The organism is Halopseudomonas xinjiangensis (assembly GCF_900104945.1).
Taxonomy (GTDB): Bacteria; Pseudomonadota; Gammaproteobacteria; order Pseudomonadales; family Pseudomonadaceae; genus Halopseudomonas; species Halopseudomonas xinjiangensis.
Map to the genome: position 1 here is coordinate 2,302,338 of NZ_LT629736.1, position 21,524 is coordinate 2,323,861.

20 protein-coding genes and 1 tRNA gene are annotated in these 21,524 nt (G+C 61.6%); 7 read left to right on the plus strand and 14 right to left on the minus strand.

The features are described from left to right. Positions 1-5: 5 nt before the first annotated feature. The 3 genes from pdxH to dinG form a co-directional block, all read right to left on the minus strand. Positions 6-647, minus strand: coding sequence for a pyridoxamine 5'-phosphate oxidase (gene pdxH / locus BLT85_RS10615; protein ID WP_093394353.1), 642 nt, complete (start codon positions 645-647; stop codon positions 6-8). A 66-nt stretch (positions 648-713) separates the two neighbouring features. Next, positions 714-1,886: a serine hydrolase domain-containing protein gene (locus BLT85_RS10620; protein WP_093394356.1), complete on the minus strand. Its 1,173-nt coding sequence runs from the start codon at positions 1,884-1,886 to the stop codon at positions 714-716. 105 nt (positions 1,887-1,991) lie between these two features. Next, complete coding sequence (dinG, locus tag BLT85_RS10625; protein ID WP_093394358.1) at positions 1,992-4,124, minus strand: ATP-dependent DNA helicase DinG; 2,133 nt, start codon at positions 4,122-4,124, stop codon at positions 1,992-1,994. A gap of 227 nt (positions 4,125-4,351) precedes the next feature. Here dinG and BLT85_RS10630 point away from each other — a divergent pair, with 227 nt between their 5' ends. Then, on the plus strand, positions 4,352-4,837 hold the full coding sequence (locus BLT85_RS10630; protein WP_093394361.1) for a DUF6231 family protein: 486 nt from the start codon (positions 4,352-4,354) through the stop codon (positions 4,835-4,837). A gap of 2 nt (positions 4,838-4,839) precedes the next feature. Beyond that, positions 4,840-5,304: a YchJ family protein gene (locus BLT85_RS10635; RefSeq protein ID WP_093394363.1), complete on the plus strand. Its 465-nt coding sequence runs from the start codon at positions 4,840-4,842 to the stop codon at positions 5,302-5,304. 13 nt (positions 5,305-5,317) lie between these two features. Here BLT85_RS10635 and BLT85_RS10640 read toward each other — a convergent pair whose 3' ends face one another. Next, complete coding sequence (locus BLT85_RS10640) at positions 5,318-5,851, minus strand: hypothetical protein (protein WP_093394366.1); 534 nt, start codon at positions 5,849-5,851, stop codon at positions 5,318-5,320. 90 nt (positions 5,852-5,941) lie between these two features. Here BLT85_RS10640 and BLT85_RS10645 point away from each other — a divergent pair, with 90 nt between their 5' ends. Beyond that, positions 5,942-6,421, plus strand: a complete 480-nt coding sequence (locus BLT85_RS10645) for an LEA type 2 family protein (protein ID WP_093394368.1) — start codon at positions 5,942-5,944, stop codon at positions 6,419-6,421. Between the two features lie 2 nt (positions 6,422-6,423). Beyond that, positions 6,424-6,864 carry a DUF2489 domain-containing protein gene (locus BLT85_RS10650; protein WP_093394371.1) on the plus strand — a complete coding sequence of 147 codons (441 nt, stop codon included), beginning with the start codon at positions 6,424-6,426 and terminating at the stop codon, positions 6,862-6,864. 42 nt (positions 6,865-6,906) lie between these two features. On the opposite strand, the gene BLT85_RS10655 is transcribed toward BLT85_RS10650, so the two are convergent. Next, complete coding sequence (locus tag BLT85_RS10655; protein WP_093394374.1) at positions 6,907-7,689, minus strand: SDR family oxidoreductase; 783 nt, start codon at positions 7,687-7,689, stop codon at positions 6,907-6,909. A 157-nt stretch (positions 7,690-7,846) separates the two neighbouring features. Here BLT85_RS10655 and BLT85_RS10660 point away from each other — a divergent pair, with 157 nt between their 5' ends. Next, on the plus strand, positions 7,847-8,296 hold the full coding sequence (locus BLT85_RS10660; RefSeq protein WP_093394377.1) for a hypothetical protein: 450 nt from the start codon (positions 7,847-7,849) through the stop codon (positions 8,294-8,296). On the opposite strand, the gene dinB is transcribed toward BLT85_RS10660, so the two are convergent. The 4 genes from dinB to BLT85_RS10680 all read right to left on the minus strand — a co-directional run bounded on the left by dinB (position 8,283) and on the right by BLT85_RS10680 (position 12,203). Next, positions 8,283-9,284: a DNA polymerase IV gene (gene dinB, locus BLT85_RS10665; protein ID WP_231701595.1), complete on the minus strand. Its 1,002-nt coding sequence runs from the start codon at positions 9,282-9,284 to the stop codon at positions 8,283-8,285. The genes BLT85_RS10660 and dinB overlap by 14 nt on opposite strands. Before the next feature lie 90 nt (positions 9,285-9,374). Next, positions 9,375-10,604: a GGDEF domain-containing protein gene (locus BLT85_RS10670; RefSeq protein ID WP_093394383.1), complete on the minus strand. Its 1,230-nt coding sequence runs from the start codon at positions 10,602-10,604 to the stop codon at positions 9,375-9,377. Then, on the minus strand, positions 10,604-11,812 hold the full coding sequence (locus tag BLT85_RS10675; RefSeq protein WP_093394386.1) for a GGDEF domain-containing protein: 1,209 nt from the start codon (positions 11,810-11,812) through the stop codon (positions 10,604-10,606). The genes BLT85_RS10670 and BLT85_RS10675 overlap by 1 nt, the downstream gene beginning before the upstream one ends. Before the next feature lie 314 nt (positions 11,813-12,126). Next, positions 12,127-12,203 (minus strand) — tRNA-Met (locus tag BLT85_RS10680). A 163-nt stretch (positions 12,204-12,366) separates the two neighbouring features. Here BLT85_RS10680 and BLT85_RS10685 point away from each other — a divergent pair. Both BLT85_RS10685 and BLT85_RS10690 read left to right on the plus strand, forming a co-directional pair. Then, positions 12,367-13,134: a substrate-binding periplasmic protein gene (locus tag BLT85_RS10685; RefSeq protein WP_093394389.1), complete on the plus strand. Its 768-nt coding sequence runs from the start codon at positions 12,367-12,369 to the stop codon at positions 13,132-13,134. 104 nt (positions 13,135-13,238) lie between these two features. Continuing rightward, complete coding sequence (locus BLT85_RS10690; protein ID WP_093394392.1) at positions 13,239-14,294, plus strand: enoyl-CoA hydratase/isomerase family protein; 1,056 nt, start codon at positions 13,239-13,241, stop codon at positions 14,292-14,294. On the opposite strand, the gene BLT85_RS10695 is transcribed toward BLT85_RS10690, so the two are convergent. The 5 genes from BLT85_RS10695 to BLT85_RS10715 all read right to left on the minus strand — a co-directional run bounded on the left by BLT85_RS10695 (position 14,291) and on the right by BLT85_RS10715 (position 21,447). Continuing rightward, positions 14,291-17,365 (minus strand): error-prone DNA polymerase, encoded by a 3,075-nt coding sequence (locus BLT85_RS10695; protein WP_093394395.1) that lies wholly within the window; start codon positions 17,363-17,365, stop codon positions 14,291-14,293. The two genes, BLT85_RS10690 and BLT85_RS10695, sit on opposite strands and share 4 nt — an antisense overlap. Next, the gene (locus BLT85_RS10700) at positions 17,362-18,777 is read right to left on the minus strand and encodes a Y-family DNA polymerase (protein WP_093394398.1); all 1,416 of its coding nucleotides are present in this window, start codon (positions 18,775-18,777) and stop codon (positions 17,362-17,364) included. Before BLT85_RS10700 ends, BLT85_RS10695 begins: the two co-directional genes overlap by 4 nt. A 4-nt stretch (positions 18,778-18,781) precedes the next feature. Beyond that, the gene (imuA, locus tag BLT85_RS10705; protein WP_093394401.1) at positions 18,782-19,396 is read right to left on the minus strand and encodes a translesion DNA synthesis-associated protein ImuA; all 615 of its coding nucleotides are present in this window, start codon (positions 19,394-19,396) and stop codon (positions 18,782-18,784) included. Positions 19,397-19,623: 227 nt separating this feature from the next. Next, positions 19,624-20,730 (minus strand): Zn-dependent alcohol dehydrogenase, encoded by a 1,107-nt coding sequence (locus BLT85_RS10710; protein WP_093394404.1) that lies wholly within the window; start codon positions 20,728-20,730, stop codon positions 19,624-19,626. 210 nt (positions 20,731-20,940) lie between these two features. After that, positions 20,941-21,447 (minus strand): DUF1440 domain-containing protein, encoded by a 507-nt coding sequence (locus tag BLT85_RS10715; RefSeq protein ID WP_093394407.1) that lies wholly within the window; start codon positions 21,445-21,447, stop codon positions 20,941-20,943. Between the last annotated feature and the right edge of the window lie 77 nt (positions 21,448-21,524).

A 21,524-nucleotide genomic window follows, 5' to 3' on the forward strand; every position in this document is an offset into this window, starting at 1 on the left:
GCAGATCAGGGTGCCAAGCGTATGCGGCTCCATAGTCCGTTCTCGAGCCGATAACACAAACGATCGTGTAGGCGACTCGACCGGCCTTGCCAGAATTCGATCAGTTCCGGCACCAGGCGATAGCCGCCCCAGTGCTCGGGTCGCGGCGGCGGGTTGTCCGCGTAGCGCTCTTGCAGGGACTGAAGGTTCTCTTCCAACACTTCACGACCAGCGATTACCTGGCTCTGCGGCGAGGCCCAGGCTCCCAGGCGACTACCCACCGGACGGCTGTGGTAATAGGCATCGGACTCATCCGGGCTGACCCGTTCGACCTGGCCTTCGATACGCACCTGGCGCTCGAGGTCGTGCCACCAGAAGGTCATGGCTGCTCGAGGTTGCTCGGCAAGCTGTCGGCCTTTGTCGCTCTGGTAATTGGTAAAGAAAATGAAGCCGCGCGGGTCGACCCCCTTGAGCAGCAGGGTGCGCAAATGCGGTTGACCCTCGCCATCGACCGTCGCCAGCATCATCGCGTTGGGCTCGGTCGACTCGATATCCACAGCCTGCTGGAACCAGGTCGCAAACAGCGACATGGGTTCGTCAGGGGCCTGGCTTTCCGTCAGACCATCACGGGTGTAGTCACGGCGCAGATCGGCAATGTTCGGTTTCATCTGATGCTCCTTTGGCAATGACCCAATGCTAGCAGCCGTATGCTGCGGGACCTTGATCCGCGGCAATCAATCGCTCTGACGCAGCACAGCGTAGATCGCCCGACTGAGCACCAGTGCCCGCGGGTCCATCAACACGTATGGACCCATGGTATTGGTCACGTAGCCAAAGCCGACCTGCGCATCCGGATCGCAGAAACCCAGCGAGCCACCCGCGCCGGGATGACCGAAGGCGCGCGCGCCCATGCCGAAGCCGCCGCCCTCGTAGTCCTGATCGAGCATGACGCCCAGGCCAAAGCGCGTCGGGGCCAGCAGTGTCCTGTCCATGCCATGGCTGTGTTCGCGCTGCATCAGACTGACCAGTTCGTCGTCCAGCAGCCGCACACCATCGAGGCTGCCGCCATGCGCCAGCAGCTGCCAGAAACGCGCCATGGAACGCGCGTTGCCGGTGCCGTTGGCAGAGAAGATTTCCGCCTGCTGCCATTCGCGGCGATTGCTGCTGGTCATCATGCTCGACGGGTTGCCGAAGGCCTTGAAGCTCAGCTCATCAGGCCGGCCCATGGCAGCGAACAATGCGCGGGCGTACTGATCGCCGTACTGATTGCGCAGGCGCGAGAGCGAGGCGATACGATCGAGTTCGCTATCCGGCACCCCAACGTAGAAATCCATACCCAACGGCTGGCACACATTCTGGTTGATGTAGGCGCCGGGGCGCTCGTCGCTGAGACGGGCCAGCGGTTCGCCGAGCAACCATGCGTAGGTGACCGGTGCGTAACCGTGCGCCTCGCCGGGAGTCCACCAGGGTTTCTGCGCAGCCAGCGCAGCGGCCATGGTGTCCCACTCGAACAGCGCCTCGGGCGGCAGCGGCGCGGCGATGCCCGACAGCCCCGAACGGTGACTCAGCGCGTGGCGCAACGTGACCGATTCCTTGCCAGCCTGGGCAAACTCTGGCCAGACACTGGCGAGCGGCGCATCGAGTTCGATACGCCCAGCCTCGACCTGTTGCAACAGCGCGACCGCGCCCAGCGGCTTGGTGCAGGAAAATACGTTGACCAGAGTGTCCTGCTCCCACACCCGCTGGTTGTCCTTGTCCATCACGCCCTGCCACAGATCGAGGACAGTCTCGCCGCCAATCGTCACGCAGAGTGCCGCACCGCGCGCCTGTTCGTCGCTCTGTTGCTCGGCGAAAAGGTCGCGCACCGCCTCGAAGCGAGGATCGAAATAGCCTTGGATGGTGGTCATGTCTTGGTCCGTATCGGTTGTTGTTCTGGCGCTATTAAAGCGTGCTGGAGGCGTCTTTTCAGCTCGGATAAGCGGCGGGTATCCGCCGACATAGCCGCAAACGGGCTACTCGATTTCGCGACGAAAAGGCGGCAGCGAATCGAGAATGGCCTTGCCGTAGCGCTGGGTCACCAGGCGCCGGTCGAGCAGTGTGATCACGCCAGCATCCTGCTCGCTGCGCAGCAAACGGCCGCAGGCCTGAATCAGCCGCAGCGAGGCGTCCGGGACGGCGATTTCCATGAACGGGTTGCCACCGTTGCGCTCGATCCACTCGGCCAGCGCTGCCTCGACCGGATCATCGGGTACGGCGAAGGGAATCTTGGCGATCACTACGTGTTCGCAATAGCGCCCGGGCAGGTCAACGCCCTCGGCAAAGCTGGCCAGACCGAAGATCACGCTGGGCTCGCCCTTGTCTACCCGTGCGCGATGCTGACGAATCAGCTCCTGCTTGGACAGATCACCCTGCACCAGAAGCCGTTCGCGGAACGCGGCCGGCAGTCCGGCGAAAACCTCGAGCATCTGACGCCGCGATGAAAATAACACCAGACTCCCAGGGACGCCTTCGAGCATGTCGGGCAACCGCTCGATGATCGCCGCGCTATGCCCGGCATTGTCTCGCGGGTCGGCGCCGAGATTGGGTATACGCAACACGCCCTTTTCGCCGTGTTTGAACGGGCTCGGCGCCATGGCACAGACCGCGTTGCGCGGCACTCCCGCACGCTGGTTGAAGCGATCGAAACGGCCCAGTGCAGTCAGCGTTGCCGAAGTGACCAGGCAGGCGAAGGCGCTGTACCACAGTGACTGGCGCAGCGTATCGGCAGCAAGGATCGGGCTGACGTGCACTTCAAGGTCGTTGGCTTCGGTCAGCGTCAGCCAGCGCGCCGTCGGCGGCTTGTCCTCGGCATCGATCAGACAAAACTGTGTCCAGAGCGTCCAGTTGCCCTCGGCTCGCGCCAGCAGCGCCCCGAATAGCGGATACCATTCCTCGGCCTGGGTCTGGTGCACGCCGACCGACTCCCCGTCCATGGCCTCCTTGAGCATATCGACCAACCGCTGCAGCGAGTCGGTGATCCGGCCAAAACCGGCCTTGAGCTCGGTGCCCATGTCGCGCAGATGATCCGGAACCACACCGTGTTCGAATCGAAACTGCGGCCGCACGTGGCCGCTCAGATCCTCGGCGCTGGCAAAGTCAGCGACTTCGCCCAGCGCCTGGGTCATGAATTGCTGATGCGGCTTGAGGTCGCGCGCCTGAACCGGGACCTGCTCCAGCAGCCGGCCGAAGTCGCCGGGGAGCGGGTGCTGTGCGAGCAGCTTGGTCAGGTTCTTGTCCAGCTGGTCGAGCCAATCGGTCGTGGCGGTCATGCGCGTGTGATGGGCAAAGTGCGCGATCGCCTTGTCAGGCAGGTGGTGCCCTTCGTCGAAGATGTACAGACAGTCGCGCGGGTCCGGCAGGATCGCCCCGCCGCCGAGCGCCAGATCGGACAGGACCAGGTCATGGTTGGTGACGATGACATCGACCTTCTGCACACCTTCGCGCGCCTTGTAGAACACGCACTGGTTGAAGTGGCCGCAGCGCCGGTTGCTGCATTGGATATGATCGGTGGTCAGCCGCGACCAGTCCTGATCGTCCAGAGCTTCCGGCCAGGAGTCGCGCTCACCGTCCCATTTCTTGCTGCCCAGCGCCTCGACCATGCGTGTGTAGAGCTTGAGCCCCGCCTCGTCGATGTCGATCCGGAAGCCTTCTTCAGCGAAGCCCTGCTGCTGGCTGGACAGTGCCTGGTTGTCGGAGAACAGCTGATCAAGCTTGGACAGGCAGACGTAACGGCCGCGACCCTTGGCCAGCGAAAAATGAAAATCCAGGCCAGCGTTGCGCTGAATATCCGGCAGATCCTTGAGCACGATCTGCTCCTGCAGCGCAACCGTGGCCGTGGAGATCACCAGCGGCTTGCCGAGATGCTTGGCTATCGGAATCGCAGCCAGGCAATAGGCGACGGTTTTGCCGGTACCGGTGCCGGCCTCGATCACTGCAATGGCCGGTTCACCGTCGCGACGCCCCTCGTCGTCCAGCGTAACGCCACCGAACACCTTGGCCACTTCAGCGATCATCACACGCTGCCCGTAACGAGGCTTGAGAGACTTGTTTTCGAGGAAAGTACGGTAGGCCGTTTGGATCTGGCCCTTGAGATCATCGTTCAGCATGCAGGCTCCGGGAAACAGCGGGCATGATACGCCAAACAAGGTTACAGCGGGGCACCAGCCCGCCAGCCGGCGTGACGGGGGTAGCTACCCAGCGGGGATAGCTGAGAACGAACCCGAGCGCGAAAAGACCTCGCATAGACCCGGTGGCTGCGGGTAACTGCTCCCGGCTTGCCGACTGCCGCGCCCACCCTGTAGCGTGTAGCACGTTCAGCCCGGAGCCTAACGCGATGACTGTCAGCCCCACCTCTGCCCTGTTGGGCATTCTCGACAAATACCGGCCGAAGCGGCTTCTATGCGTAAGCGCTGAACCCGTTCCGGCGGCTATGGCCTATTGCGGGCAATTCGAGGAGTGCCAGTGCGTGAATACGGCCGAGGTTCCGCTGCCTGACGAACTGGCCAACCAACGCTACGACCTTGCAATCGTCGCCAACGAACTGGAGCGACTGGACAAGCGCGCCGGAATCGAGCTGCTCGCAGGGCTTCGCAACCTGTCGGTGAGCCGCATGGCGGTATTGGTCGATCACAGCCAGACGAGCGTCTGGCAGGATACTGATTTCTATGCTCTGGCTCTGCAGCGCAGCGCGCGCTTCGAGCAGGGCGACCGGATGCTGACGCTCTATACCTACGATCTCGCGGAGTACAAGCAAGTCCCCGACTGGCTGAACTCCAAGTACTGGGCCAATCCGGAAATGTTCGGCAAATACTGGTGGTAGCGGTGAACGAAGTCGACGCCTGTCCCTGCGGCTCTACCGAGACCTATCAGCAGTGCTGCCAACCGCTGCATGGCGGGGCTGCGGCACCAACCCCTGAACGGCTGATGCGCTCACGGTATTGCGCCTACACGCTCGGCCTGATCAATTACCTGGTGGCCACGACCTTGCCCGCTCAGCAGGCGGAACTGGACCGGGAAGCGATGGAGCAATGGAGTCGCGAAAGCCGCTGGCTAGGGCTGGAGGTCGAGCATGCAGATCCGCCGAAAGGCGATCGCGCGCAGGTGACATTCGTCGCGCACTGGGCTGATCCCGGCGGGCGTCCGCACAGTCACCGGGAGTGCTCGGACTTCCTGCACAGGGCCGGGCGCTGGTATTTCCTGGATCCGAACCATGCGCTCAAGACCGGGCGTAACGAGCCTTGTCCCTGTGGGTCGGGCCGCAAGTTCAAGCAGTGCTGCATGCCGTGAAAAGCGGCGGTCCTCACTCGACCAGTTTCAAATGCCCGATATTGGGGGAGACTGGCGCTGTGTCCGGCTTGATCTGATCCAGATCTGCCCCCGGGGGCGCAAGACTCAGCGCCGACAGATCGAGCGGCAACGGCGTATGGTCGACATACTCGTCCTGTAGATCGGCCCCCAGCTCGGCGATTCCGAAGTCCGGCGCCTGCACATTGGAGAAGGCCGCCATGTATTCGTCTCGCGGCACGACGCGGGCGCCGGCGGTGGCGCTGGAAGTTGGCGCTGGTGCAGGCGCTTCAGGCTCTCGCGTCGGGTCCTGCGCCACGGATTCCATCGGTTCTACTAGGCACACAGCACCGGCACGATCAATGGCCTGGCGATAACGCTCGGCTGCGGCGGCGTCGAGGCCCTGCTTGATGACGATCCGGCGACCGGAAAACAGCGTGTCGAGCTGCTGCTCTCCGGCCTGAAACAGCTGGCCCAGTCGCGCACGCGCCTGCTCGGCCGCGACGCCCGTTTTCACCTGTCCCTGAAAAACAATCTCGAAAAGCGGCATGTTGTCACTCCCTGGCAGCAATTGCGGTTAGTATGGACAGGCACTGGCCGCCGCACAACTCCACCCGCGGCCGTCGCTACGGAGGGGCTCATGTTCGTTCGTCAGTTGAGTATGTGGCTGATGCTACTTGGCATGTCATCGCTGAGCGGCTGCGCCGCGCTGGGCCTCGGACCTTCGTACACCAAGCCCGAGATCGCCCTCGCCAATGTCGAGATGCTCAAGTCGAACCTTTGGGAACAATCCTTTCAGCTACGTCTGCGCGTGGACAACCCCAACGACCGCGTCCTGCCGATCCGCGGCATGCACTACGTGGTATATCTCAACGACACCAAGCTGGCGACGGGCGTGAGTGATTCGACCTTCGACGTGCCCGCCTACGGTTCTGAGTATTTTCACCTCAACGTGCGTTCGAACCTGTGGCGGCACCTGGGTGACCTGGCGAAGATGGTCGAGCGGCAGCAGGCCGTCGACTACCGACTCGAGGGGCATATCCGTACCGGGTTCTTCCTCTCGCCGAAAATCAATCTGAAGGAAGAGGGTAGCCTCGATCCTTCCGAAATGCGGTTCTGACAATGAACATATTTGACTGGCTGGCTATAGCCGGCCTCGTGGTGATCGTCGCCCTGGCAGCCTATGCATATGTACTATGGCGCCGAGTCTGGCGGAAGCGCCAGGAACTGGAACGGGTCACGCGTGAACGCGATGATCGACTCGCGGAAGATATCCGCTTTCTGGCGCAAAGCCTGCAGACCGGCCAGGTGCCGATCATCGAAGGGTCGATCCGGATCAAGGTGTTGCTGGATAACTATCAACGCACATTGCCTGATGGTGTCGATACCGACGTTTTCACCGTGATCTACGATGAGACCGCCGACATTCCTACGCATCAGGGCTGGAAGGATCTGCCGAAGACCGAGCGCAACGCCTATCGGCAACGTATGGAACAATTGGAAGCCGAGCATGGCCCCAGAGCCATTCAGGCTGCCGAGCAGCTCGGCAGCGGTCTGCGCTGAACGAACGCCCAACCGTGACCGGCCAGGCGTTCCCACGAGCATTTAGACGACCGAATTGCCGCCATCGACCGCGACTGCCTGGCCGGTTACGTGACGTGATGCTTCGGAAGCGAAGAACACTGCCAGCCCTTTGATGTCCTCTTCTCCGCCTACGCGTCCAAGTGGGGTGCCCTGCTTGATGTGCTCACTGACCTTCTCCAGGCCCTTGGACAATTTGGTCGGGAAATAGCCGGGGCAGATTGCGTTGACGTTGATATTGTAAGGGCCCCACTCGCCAGCCAGCGCCCGCGTCAGGTTGATCGCTGCTGCCTTGCTGGTGTTGTACGCAACGGTGTGGATCCCGGTATTCGGGCGGTTGCCCTTGAAGCCGGCAATCGAGGCGATGTTGATGATCTTGCCCGACTGGCGCGGAATCATGAAGCGCCGCGCGACCTCCTGAGCCATCAGGAAACAGGCGTCGACGTTGAGATACATGACCTTGTTCCAGCCTTCGTAGCTGTGTTCGGCAGCAGGCTGGCCCCAGGTAGTACCGGCGTTATTGACCAGAATATCGATGGTGCCGAACTTGGCTTCGACCGCGTCCACCAGGCTCTTCACCGGGTCGCTCTCGGGCTTGCCCAAGTCGCAGGCGGAGCCGCCGGCCTCGATGCCTTGCTGGCCCAGCTGAGCAACCACTTCATCGACCTCGGCTGCATTACGCGCGCTGATGAACACCTTGGCCCCCATTTCGCCTAGAGCTTCCGCCATTTGCAGACCGAGTCCCTTGGTGCCGCCGGTGATCAGGGCGACCTTGCCGTTCAGATCGAATAGTTGTTTGACGCTCATGACGTGTCCTCTTGATATTGTGGCTGTGACAGTAACCCGGCAAGCATAGCCGGTGTAACGGAGCTGACCCGACCATCAGTGACGTCAGTGATGACGCTGCCCGCGCCAGTGTTATCATGCGCGCCCTCGCCTTCTCACCGCAGCCGGACTCCAGCCGATGGCCGAACACGATTTTCGACGTACCGCTCTCAACCCTTCGCACACCCTTATCGAGTGCCGCACTCTGGGCGCGGGCCTGTATCAGGTGACCGGCCAGGGTGGAGGTGTACAGCCGGGGGACAAGCTCATCTGCACCGTCAAGGGCAGCCGTGACCTGCCGATGCCGTTACGCGTGGAGAAGGTGCGTTATCTGATCAATCCGCCAGGGCAATGGACGGCCACAGCCCAGGGCCCGGATCTGCGCGGCCAGATGGTGCTGGGCTGGTCGATTCGTTGCGACGAATGTGGCCGCGATCAGGCCTTCGAGTTTCTCGTCGCCGAAAAGGATGACCTCGCGACACGCACGGCAAAGGCCGTCAGCCGTATCGGCCAGCTCGGCTGGCAGCCGCGCGGAGAAAACCATCTGTGTCCGGCGTGCGCGAGAAAAGCGTCGACTAGAACAGAGTGAGCTGTTCGCCCAGGGGAGCATGGGCATTGTCCAGCCGCACGCCAACACCGATCAGGCGCACCGGCCGGCCACCCCTGGCGAACGCACGACTGCACAGCTCCCGGTATCCATCCGGGCTTACCGGCGCGCCAGCCTGCTCCAGGGTGGTCTGGGTAAAATCGGAAAATTTGAGTTTGATGAACGGCTTGCTGATCCGGTACTGATCGCCGAGCCGGCCCAACCTCTGCGCGAGCGTCTCCAACAAAGCCGGAAGTGCGTCCAGGCAGGCATTGAGATCAGGCAGATCCTGATCGTAGGTATTTTCCACGCTCACCGACTGGCGTTTGCTCTCGACGACGACTGGGCGGTCATCGATTCCTCGCGCCAGGTGCCACAGCCGCTCACCGAAGCTACCGAACTCGCGCACCAGATCCTGCTTGCGCCACGGCAGCAACTCGCCACAGACGTCGATGCCCAGGTTTTTCAGCCGGGTTGCGGTGACCTTCCCTACCCCATGCAACCGCTCGACCGGCAGCTTTTCGACAAAGGCTTCGACTTCGTCCGGAAGGATCACTTTCAGCCCGTCCGGCTTGTTCCAGTCACTGGCGATCTTGGCGAGAAACTTGTTCGGTGCCACGCCGGCCGAGACGGTGATGTGCTGCGCCGCCTGGACCCGCTGGCGAATGGTCTGGGCGATCAGGGTGGCACTTCCGCGACACGCCTGGCTGTCGCTTACGTCCAGATAGGCTTCGTCAAGCGACAGGGGCTGGATAAGCGGCGTGTAATCGGAAAAGATCGCCTGAATAGCGTCGGATACCTCTCGGTAGACAGCCATTCTCGGGGGCACTATCAGCAGGTCCGGACACAGTTTCTTGGCGTACCCCGAAGCCATCGCCGAGCGGACGCCGTAGGCTCTTGCTTCATAATTGCAGGTCGCGACCACTCCGCGCCTGCCCGGGTCTCCGCCCACCGCGAGCGGCCGACCGCGCAGCCGCGGATCGTCGCGCATTTCAATGGCGGCGTAGAAGCAGTCGCAGTCGACGTGGATGATCTTGCGCACGAGACATACCCGGACGAGTTGGCCGCCTAGTGTACTGCATCAAACAGTAATAACCCGATTCCGTCCGGCGCGTTTGCCCTCGTACAAGGCCTTGTCCGCTCGCTGAACAAGGCTTTCCAGCTGCTCCTCGTCAGGATCCCGCTGCACCACGCCGGCCGTCGCGGTAATTCGGATATCCTCGGCTCCAAGCGCAATCGGTGTCGCCGCCAGCGTTTCGATAAAGCGGCGCGCGATATGGGCTGCAGTCGGCAGGTCAGTGTCGGGAAGCAGTACGACAAACTCCTCGCCACCGAGGCGGCCGAGGATGTCGACAGCGCGGAAGTTGTCGCGACAAAGCTGCGCGACATCCCGAAGCACCTGGTCCCCGGCTGAATGACCCCATGTATCGTTGACCTGCTTGAAGTGATCCAGGTCGATGATGCACAACGCCAGCGCGTTGCCCTTGCGCTGGGCACGGGCCAGTTCAGTGGCGAATAGCGTCTCGTACTGTCTGCGGTTGTTCAACCCGGTCAGCGGGTCGGTAGTGGCCTGTTTGACCAGCGCCTCCTGCAGGCGCGCCCGCTCGTCCATTTCTCTGCTCAACGCTTCGTTGGCCTGCTGAGCCTGACGCCACAGAGCGTACTGCTTGCGCTGGAGGATTTGGGTCCGCAAGGCGGCAGCCCAGCCAATGCCGATCGGCACCAGCAACAGCAGGGAAAGAGCGGCCATCTCGCCAGGAGACCTGGGACTCACGAGATGAACCGCAACCACCGTGGCAACCGCCATGTAGAGCGCCACACCGAGAACCGCCGGTACCCGGTTCGGTAGAAAGATGAACAATGAAATCAACATGATCAGCGTCAGTGTCACTATCCAGGCCACGATCTCCGGTCGCAGCTGATACACGCCCATGAACAGCGAGATAGCGATGAGCTCCAGCATTGTGATCCAGCGTGCCTCGGTGGCGCGAATCGGGCTGCGCGCCACCAACAACGCCAACACACCGATCAGCAGGCAGGTCACGCCCCGCATCGCCAGGCTCTCCCAGAACGCTGGCGTCGGCCCTAGCGCGTGATAGTCGGGAATCGCAAACAACAGCATCAGAATGGCCCAGATCGCCAGAGCCGTGAGCAGCTGTCGGGCGATCAGCTGACTGTGCTTGTGCAGATATTCATGCTCGGCCTGCCGATCGACGAACTCACCTGACCAGGCGCTGATCTTCCAAAGGGACTGATCGCTGGTCAGCGCAGCCGGCGGCAGTTCGGGCATGTGCTTGCTCAGCTCGTTCATCAGACGCGGTCCTCACTGCCTTCCTGGCTGGCCGTCACGACCCGATTCCGGCCGCTCTGCTTTCCCTCGTATAGCGCCCGATCGGCGCGCTTGACCGCTTGTTCGATGTTCCCGTCCTGCGCTTCCACTTCAGTCAGACCGAAAGTGGCGGTGACATGGACGGTTTCGCCATCGGCTTCCACCGGAGCCTGTTCGAGGCACTGCCGCAACCGGTCCACCAGGCGCTCAGCGCATTCCAGATCGGTTTCTGGCAGGAGCACGATGAACTCCTCGCCACCGAAGCGACCCACGATGTCCGTCTGGCGCAACTTCCGGGTAAATAGTGCCGCGACATGCCTGAGCACCTGGTCGCCCACGTCATGTCCATGGGTGTCGTTGATATGTTTGAAATGATCCAGATCCAGCACACACAACGACAACCGGGTGCCGAGCCGCCGGCTGCGCTCTCGCTCGCGGTGGAATAAAAGTTCGTACTGACGACGGTTATACAGCCCGGTCAACGCATCGGTAGTCGCCTGCTTCTGCAGTTCCACCTCGAGTGACTCGCGACGCTCGATTTCGTGTTGCAGCGAGGTGTTGATTTCGACCATCTCGCTGTGCAGGGCAAACTGCTGGCGTTGCACGATCTGCAGGCGCAGCGCAGCAGCAAATCCGACCACGGTCGGCAGGCACATAAAAAAGAACACGCCAACAAGCTTGGGCGCCTCGGCACCGAGCAGCTTCAAGCAAAGCAGCGTGCCGACGATACCGCAGGCTGCGGCGAGGTTCGATAACACCACACGGTTGGGAATGAAGATGTAGAGACAGATGAGAAGGATCAGCGTAACGCCGATGTTCCAGATGGCGATGTCCGGCCGAACGAAGTGAATGAGGAAGAACAGCAGGAAACCGACGATTTCCATAGCGGTAACTGCGTAACCGGATGTGGCCCAATGGGGGTTATAGCGCAGGCGCCACCCCAGCAGGAACAATAGTGCCGCGCTGATGGCTCGCGCACCCATGATCAGGGCAAAGCCGACGCTCCAACCCAATGCGATGAAATCCAGAAACCCGAACGACAACAGCAGGCCCGCCCACACCTTGAGAGAGGTTCTCAAGTGTTTGGCGACCATAGGTTCGACGTGCTTGCGGTAGGCTCGTTCTTCGACAGGGTCCAGGAACTCGCCCCGCCATGAGGACAGCGCGAATCGCTCGTTGGGTGTCTTCAAGAGGTGTTCCCTCCCCGTTTTGCCATGCACGGAAGTGCTGCGTTTTTATTGTTATATATTCAGGCGAAGTATACGGCAGACTTCGCAGTATTAAAGTGATATCAGTCAAGATTCCGCCCACCCCCGACCGAAGGCGTGAATAGGTAGATTGCCGGACAATGACACACCGGCTCCCACGCCGCAAGCCAGCGGAAACTCGGCTCTTGCGCTATTGTTCGGGGCCGGAATCAGTTCGGCAGTACAACGTCGCCAGAACACCTTTCGGTAGACGAAAAAAAACCCCGCGCTGCGAAACAGTGCGGGGTTTTTCTGATTGGTTGCGGGGGCAGGATTTGAACCTACGACCTTCGGGTTATGAGCCCGACGAGCTACCAGACTGCTCCACCCCGCGTCAGAGGTCGCCATTCTACGGATTGGCGGTGAGCTGTCAAGCGATTGATGCGAAAAACATTTTTTTCAGTTCCGACAGGCGGATCATATAGCTCGGTGCCTGCTTAGCTCAACTATGGGACAAAATGAGTATACTGGCGGCACATTGATTGCAAGATGCCCCTATGCGTTACTTTCGAGCCTCTCTAGTCTTACTGCTTGCTGCGGTGATGTCTGCTCCGTGCACGGCACAGGAGCCTGTAGCGAACGAAGCGCCTGCCCGCTTCATGTCGGCCGAGGTATGGCCCTGGGCCTATCTGGACGATAGCAGGCAGCCTGCAGGCTTGCTGCACACGCTGGCCCAACGGCTTACGCAGGTGGCCGGTCTGCCTTTGCACAACCGGGTGCTGCCGCACCAGCGTCTCCGGCATGACTTCCGATTGGGCAATGGCGATTTTGCGGTTCTATTCGAGAATCCCACCCTGGACGATTTCGCCATTCCCTTGGGCGAGGTCCTGCGAAGCGACATGTTTCTCGTCGCCCCCGCGGGCTCCAGAGTCACGCTTTCCTTCGAAGGCCTCGCCGGCCGGCCGGTCGGCTACATAAGGGGAACTTATTATGGCGAAGCCTTCGAAGCCGATCAGGGGATGATCAAAATCGCGACGCACAACCTCGACCAGGCACTACAGATGCTTGAAGCAGGCCGCCTCGATGCCTTCCTGAGTAGTGACGTGGTCCTCTATCACACCTTCCTGGCCAAGGGTATCGACCCGGCAGACTTCAGGCTTCGTGTTTACACCAGCGGGTTGGGGGGACATCTGTACATGCAGCGTGAAGCGTCCCGCCCGGACTACGGACCAAGGCTGCGCGCGGCACTGGATATCCTGCGCGAGACCGGTGAACTGGAAGACATTTTTCGCGTACCGCTCGTCAGTGAGCCGTCGCCACGCTGATCGAAGCGTCGATTTTCCTGTCTTGCGTTACGTCTTCGAATAAATGGTGGGCAGGCTGGCCCAGCCACGCCCGCACCATGGAGCATGGTATGCATGGAGTCGGTATGAGTAGTACACCACCGTCAGTTCTTGCTGAGATTCGCCATCGCATCGGTTATCTCACGCTGAATCGACCAGAGGCGCTGAATGCCCTGAATCTGGACATGGTCCGCCTGTTACAGGCGCAGCTCGACCTGTGGCTCGCCAGTACGGATGTTCGGGTGGTGGTCATCCGTGCTGCAGGCAACCGCGCATTCTCGGTCGGTGGCGATGTACGTGTGCTGTATGAAAGTTACCAGGCTGGTGATACGGAGGCCGCCGAGACCTTCTTCACTGAAGAATACGCTCTTGATCTGTTGATTCATCACTACCCCAAGCCGATCATCGCGCTTGTCGACGGGTACGTGCTCGGCGGTGGTATGGGTCTGGCGCAGGGCGCTCTGACCATCGCCACTCGCCGTTCACGCCTGGGCATGCCGGAAACGGCAATCGGATTTTTCCCGGACGTGGGCGCAAGCTACTTCCTGTCGCGACTCCCGGGCGCCCTGGGTGCTTATCTGGGAGTTACCGGCCTGCAGCTGAGCGCAGCCGATGCGCGGTACGCCGGATTGCTGGACATCGTCGTCGAGGATGACGGGGTGGCGGCGGTTGAACTCGCTCTGGCTGGGCTGAACGGCGCCGACCAGGTATTTTCCATGTTCGAGCGTCAGCTGCGTGAAATGGGCCTGGCGCCGGAAAGCGAGCTTGAACAGCTGCGGCCGGCCATCGACCGACATTTTGCAGCAGCCAATCTGCGCGACATTCGCGACTCGCTGCGTAGCGAGCAGCACCCGGCCTGGCGTGGCTGGGCCGAGCAAACGCTCGCTCTGATGGAGACCCGCTCCCCTCTTGCAATGGCTGTGACGCTGGAACTGCTGGCTTGCGGCGAGCAATTGTCACTGGAGGAGTGTTTCGCGCTCGAGTTACACCTCGATAAGCAATGGTTCGAACATGGCGATATAGCCGAAGGCGTACGAGCGCTGCTGGTCGATAAAGACAAACAACCCCGCTGGAAAGTCGCAAGTATCGACCAGCTCGATGAGGACAGGATCAAGGGCTTTTTCGAAGGATTCGACTCCTAGCGAAAATCCCGGCTGCGCACGTCCAGCCCAGTGAGCAAAGGCGTCAGGTCCACCAGGCGGCCAGCGATCAGATGCGTGACGCCTTCTTTCATCTCCAGCCGGCCGTGCACTTCGAGCAGGCGCGAGCCGATCAACTCCTTGCGCTGCCGCTCACCCAGGTCCGCCCAGACGATCACATTGACCATGCCGAACTCGTCTTCCAACGTGACGAAAATCACGCCTGTGGCCGTGCCGGGCCGCTGTCGGCCGATCGCCAGGCCGGCTACCCGGATGTATCGGCCATGTTCGATGGCGGCCAGGTCACTTGAGCTGCGGCAGCGCCTGGCCTGGAGTTGTGGTCGCAGCAACTCCAGCGGGTGCGGGCCCAGCGTAGTGCCCACCGTGGCATAGTCCGCCTGCAGATCTTCAGCAACGCTGGGTACCGGCAGTGCGACAGCGGCTTCGGCTGGCGAATCGATGCCTTCGAACAAAGCCAGTTGCGGCTCGATACCGGCCATGGCCCAGCGTGCCTGATGACGATGCCCGACCAACCCGCGCAAGGCGCCTGCGTCAGCCAGCAGCTCTCGACTACGCGCATCCAGCCCGGCGCGGCGATCCAGATCGGCGACGCTGATGTACGGACCTTCGCCCCGCGCGGCCTCAATACGCAAACCAACATCCTCGCGCAGCCCCCGGATCATTCGTAGCCCCATGCGCAGGGCCGGCTGCTCGCCCTGCCCGGGCTCCAGCGAGCAGTCCCAGTCGCTGTAGCGCACGTCTACCGCCAGCGTTTCCAGATTATGGCGGCGCAGGTCCTGCAGGATCTGGTCAGGGCTGTAGAAGCCCATCGGCCAGCTGTTGATCAACGCGCAGGCGAAAGCCACCGGCTCATGACATTTGAGCCAGCAGCTGGCATAGGTCAGCAGCGCGAAGCTCGCCGCATGGGATTCGGGAAAGCCGTAGCTGCCGAACCCGCGAATCTGCTCAAAGATCTTCTCGGCGAACTCCAGCGTATAACCGTTTTTCAGCATGCCCTCGGTCAGCCGCAGCTTGTGCGGCTCCAATCCGCCATGGCGCTTCCAGGCGGCCATGGAGCGGCGCAGCTGGTCTGCCTCTCCCGGCGTGTAATCAGCCGCAACGATGGCCAGTTCCATCACCTGTTCCTGAAACAGCGGCACGCCCAGCGTCCGCTCGAACACCCGGCGCAACGCCTCGGACGGATAGCTGATCGGCTCTTCACGATTTCTGCGACGCAAATACGGATGCACCATGTCGCCCTGGATCGGACCGGGCCGCACGATGGCTACCTGAATCACCAGATCATAAAAGGTTTGAGGCTTCATGCGCGGTAGCATGGCCATCTGCGCGCGCGATTCGATCTGGAATACGCCGACGGTATCGGCTCGGCTGATCATGTCATAGGTCGGTCCATCTTCTGCCGGAATGGTCGCCAGGGTCAGCTCGCGCCCGCGGTAATCGCGAATCAGATCGAAGGTACGCCGAATGGCGCTGAGCATGCCCAGGGCGAGAATGTCCACCTTGAGCAGACCGACAAGATCCAGATCGTCCTTGTCCCATTGGATGATCGTGCGCTCGGCCATTGCGGCATTTTCCACCGGCACCAGCGTTTCAAGCGGCTGCTCGGAAATCACAAAGCCGCCAGGATGCTGCGACAGATGGCGGGGAAATCCGATCAGCTCACCTGCCAGCACCATGACCTTGTGCAATACCGGACTGTCCGGGTCGAAACCGGCTTCGATCAGACGCTCCGGTGACGGCAGACGGTCGGTCCAGCTGCCAGCGCACTTGGCCAGCGCGTTGACCTGGTCCGGCGGCATGCCCAGCGCCTTGCCCACGTCGCGCAGAGCCCCGGCTGCGTGATAACTGCTGACCACAGCGGTCAGCGCAGCGCGGTGGCGACCGTAGCGCCGGAAGACGTACTGAATGACCTCTTCGCGCCGGTCATGCTCGAAATCGACATCGATATCCGGCGGCTCGTTGCGCTCCTTGGACAGGAACCGCTCGAACAATAAGTTCGAGCGTGACGGATCGATCTCGGTGATGCCCAGCGCATAACAGACCGCCGAGTTGGCTGCCGAGCCTCGGCCCTGACAGAGAATCGCCTGCTCGCGGGCGAAGCGCACGATGTCGTGAACGGTCAGAAAATAGCTTTCATAATTCATCTCGGCGATCAGCCCCAGCTCCTTCTCGATCTGCTGCCAGGTCTGTTCGCTGATACCGCCAGGCCAGCGCCAGCGTGCGCCCTGCTCGGTCAGTTCACGCAACCAGCTGCTGGGCGTGTGGCCTGCCGGAACCAGCTCGTGTGGATATTGATACTTGAGCTGCCCCAGATCGAACTGGCAGCGCTCGGCGATGCGCAGCGTTTCGGCAAGTAGCTCCTGCGGGTAAATCTGCGGCAGCGCATCGAGACTGCGCAGATGCCGTTCACCGTTGGGAAACAGCCGATAACCGGCTTCGGCCACGGTACAGTGGTGATGAATAGCGGTCATGGTGTCTTGCAAGGCCCGGCGACCCCGCGCGTGCATATGTACGTCACCACTGGCTACCGTTGGCAGCTTCAAGCGTTGTGCCAGCGTTAGCAGGCTTTTCAGACGCCCCGCATCGTCAGCTCCGCAATGCAGCTCCACGGCAAGCCACAGCCTCGCGGCAAACAGCTCCTTGAGCCAGCAGCCGTTGGCATCATCTTCTGGCGAGCCGGGTAACCACAGCGCCAGCAGTCCCTCCCTGGACTGATCAAAATCGTCTTTCAGAAGCCGGTATTCACCCTTGGTCGTGCGTCTTCGCGCCAGGGTAATCAGGCGGCAAAGGTTCTGGTAACCCATGATGTTTTCCACCAGCAGCACCAGCCTGGGGCCCTCTTCGATGCGCATCTCACTGCCGATGATCAAGGGAATTCCGCTTTCCTTGGCCGCCTGCCAGGCACGCACGATGCCGCTGAGCGTGCATTCGTCAGTGATCGCCAATGCTCGATAACCGTGCTGGGCGGCGCGCTTGAACAGTTCCTCGGCGCTGGACGCACCGCGTTGAAAGCTGAAGTTCGACAGGCAGTGCAGTTCGGCGTAACCGCTCATGCGAACCATCCGTGCAGCATCAGCCGCCCCGGCTGATCGACACTGCAGTAGGCCCAGGCCAGCTGGCCGCTGCGGGTTTGCACCAGATAGTAATCACGGCGGATATCTCCTCCGTCCCACCAGCCCGATTCGATACGCTCGGGGCCGGCCAGCACGCGTGGCGCGAACTCGTGCAAGGCGATCGGTTGCCGCAGCAGCCAGCCCGGACGCGGTGGCAGTTCTGCCGGTTTGCCTGCACTACCGGCATCAGCCATCTGCCAGGCGGCCTCGGGCCGGTGATCGGCCAAGGCGTGAACGCCCTGAACCGCCTCGTCGCCCAAACGCGCGCGCAAACGTTCGCGCAGCTGTTCCCAGGGCACCGACTGTTGCGGCCTTTCCTCGAACAGCTCGCGATGTTCCGGGACAAAGGCCGGCAGGTCGCGCGCTACCAGTCTCAGTGCCTGGGTCGGGCCGGGAATCTGCAACTGCTCGAAGCGACCCCGGGCCAGTTCGAACAGCATGGCCGGATCGCGCTCGGCACCGAGCAGGCCGACCGGGACCTGGCTATCGGGTCCTTCGCGGTGCTCAAGCAATAGAACGAAACGCTGCACGCCGCTATCGCGCCCGGCCAGAAAGGCCGCCAGGTCGCTTGTCAGACGACGCAGCGGGAACAACAAGGCCTGATGTGATTCCACATCGAAATTCAGCTCTATGCGCTGATCGAATTCATCCGGTGGCGCATAACAATCGAGCACCAGCGAGCGGTCACCCAGCAGGGTATCGATATGCTGCAGTACCTCGCGCGGAAAGCGCCGGGCCAGGCTGTCTCGTGGCAACTCAAGCAATTGCTTGAAGCGCCGCAGCCCCATGCGCTCGAAAGCGATGGCCGTGTCATGATCGAAACCGCAGCGGGTTACCGGCATGTTGCCGAGCACGTCCCGCAGCGCCTGCCGTTCCGGCACGGCGAGCCCATCATGTGCATTGGTCAGAAATCGGGCCGCAGCCGCATTGGGCGCGACGACAATACGGTGGCGAAATCCCAGGCGAGTCAGCTCTTCCCGCAACCGCGCCTCGAAGCGCGGCCAGGGGCCGAACAGGTTGAAGCTCGATTCCACCTCCATCAGCAGTGCACGGGGATAGTCCAGGCTCACATGCGAGCTGAAACGATAGGCCCAGGCGGCGAGAAATCGATGCCAGTGATCGATCTGCGCGACATCGTATTCGGCTGTGGCAAAGCTGCGCGTCAACGCATGGGCTGCGGTCAGGGTCTGCCCCGGACGCAATCCCAACTCCCGGGCAGCGGGATTGACTGCCTGCACGACCCGGCGCTGGGTCGGGCCGGTGATCAGCACCAGTGGTGCGTCGGGATCCTCGCAATTGCGCAGCACGGCGTCCATGGCCAATTGAGGCAGAAGAATACAGGCCCAGCGCATGGCATCACTGCCCCGCTGCAAGGGATATGGTACGAGCCGGCGCCAGGCCGCCCCGACATTTGAGCACGCGGATTTCTCCCGGCCCGTCGAAGGCGAGCCGCAAGGCCGCCGGAGATGGATTCACCTCCTCACCGATCGGACGGTAGGCGAAAGCCAGGGTCTGGCCGGTTTCGGCGGCCACCTGGAGCCTGCGCAGCGAGCGGTCATCGACCTTTTCCGGCCAACACAGCACGGCAGCGCAGCTGCCCGAACGCAGGCACTGTTCGGTCGCCCACAGCGCATCGCGACCGCTGCAGCGGACGATGCTCATCCAGCGCAGATCGACGCCGGCAGCCTGCCAGGCCCAGGGGAAAGCGACATGCGGCGGCGCCACCAGAACGATGCGCTCTCGCGCCTGGGTCAGGCGCGCCAACGTAGGCCACAACAGTTGCAACTCGCCGATGCCTTCGGCAGGGAGCAGGATTTCACTCAAAGCAGACTCCGGCCAGCCACCTGCCGGCAGAGCCTGATCGAGCACGGCATGGCCGGTCGGCTGTACCCCAGCCGGCCCGGACAGCGACTGGCCACGCCAGACGCGCCGCTCATCGATGAGCGTATCGAGTGCAACAACCGACCCCATGATCAACGCAGGCCAGGTTGTGTAAGAGAAAAAGTATCAACGACAGGGCACATACATACCGCCTGAATACTGTATATGCATACAGCATATCATTCAGCGGTTGGGGGTCAATCGGTGCCGGATGAGAGGCGTCGGGGACAGCGACACACTATAGGAATATCAACGCAAAACGGGCACCGAATCAGCGATCCGGTGCCCGTTGCTTGTACTACCTGGCTGAAACCCGGTTATTCGAAAACGATAACGCCGCGGGCATTCTTGCCGTCCAGCATGTCCTGAAATGCCTGCGGCGCCTCGTCGATGCTGTAGGTCTTGGTGACCAGTTCATCCAGCTTCAGACGATTGGCCTTGTACAGATTGAGAATCTTCGGGAAGTCATACTGCGGACGCGCCGAACCCAGCCAGCTGCCCTTGATGGTGCGTTCATCTGCTGGCAGCGAAAAGGTGTTGATCGTGGTTTTGTCCTGCATGTCCGCAACACCCACCACGACGACCGTACCCGCGCGGCCCAGAGCCTTGTAAGCCTGTTCGACGACCTTGCCGTTGCCAACGCACTCGAACGCGTAATCGACACCGCCACTGAGCTTCTTGATCGACTTGCTGACGTCGTCTACCTGGGTGAGATTGATGGTATGGGTCGCGCCAAACTCCTTGGCCATTTCCAGTTTCGTGTCGTTGGTATCGACCGCGATGACCATTTCCGCACCGGCCGTCACGCAACCCTGGATGACGTTCAGACCGACCCCGCCGATACCGAACACGGCGGCACGCGAACCCGGCTCCAGCTGGGCGGTATTGAATACCGAACCGACGCCAGTGATGACCGCGCAGCCGACCAGCGCAGCGCTGGACATCGGCACGCCTTCGTCGATCTTCACGCAGTTGTCCACATGCATGGTCGCGTATTCGGCCATCACGCCACAGGCGCCAAACACGTTGAGATCCTCGCCATCCTTGCCATGGGTACGGACGGTGCCGTCAGGCAGGGTGACCAGTGACTTGCGCGCGTTCTCACAGAGAACCGGCCGGCCACGAACGCAATTACGACATTTGCCACACATGGTAATGAAGGTGCTGACCACATAGTCGCCTTCCTTCAACTCGGTGACGCCATCACCCACTTCAATCACGACGCCAGCGGCTTCGTGGCCCAGGACCAGCGGCGGCGGATACTGAATCTTGCCGGTCGTTGCAGAGTGATCGCTATGGCACACGCCACATGCAGCGACCTTGATGGTGACTTCGCCCCGCTTGGGCCCATCGACGGTGATGGTCTCCACTTGAACGGGCTGGCCCCATTCGCGGCACACCACAGCTTTTGCCTGACGACTCATGATTTTCTCCTCTGTTGTAAGCCAGCTAGTCGATCTGCCCTAACCCAATGAGTCTGTGATCGTCTGATGAGAACGATGATAACTCAGGTCGCGCAGCGGTATGGTAGTGCAAATCGCCTCTGATTGGCGCGATTTGCATTTTTGGATCACTGCGCGCTGTCAGGCAACCGGGCCCGGATTAACCGGTCCCGGCAAAGGTGCCCTGCGTCCTTACAATCGATTTCTGAGAAACCGGATGGCCGTATCAGTGACCACGCCGAAGAGCACATGCGCCGCCAAGCCGCGCGCATGATCCTGCCAGGGATACTCGCCAGGCTTGCCTGAGAGACCCATGAGCGTATTCAAACCCTCGTCCTGAGCCAGGAACAGCCCCAGACCAAACAGGCTGCCGCGTCCGGCTCCGAGTAGCGGCACCTTGTCGTACAGCGCGCCATAGAGCGCGCCTGGAAGCATACCCAGCGAGTAATGAATCGCCATGCCCGCCGGGTGCGGTTGTTCGACATGCTTGCCAGCCAGGCCGGCGACCTTGTCGGCCATGACGTGAGCCGGATCCATGCCCTGCGGGCGTGCATCGATGGTGCGCTGACGGTCGCGCTCAGGCATGCGCTTGTAGGCGTACCAATCCAATCGATCCATGACCCAGACGGCCAGGGTTCCTGCAGCTGCACCTGCAGCCACCCACAGCAGCGTGTTTCCCGGGGATGATTTGCTCAACATAGGATCTCCTCAATCAGCCGGTCGTGAATTCGGAATTCATATCTCCAAGAGCTGGTTCGAGATTGACCAGCACCTTG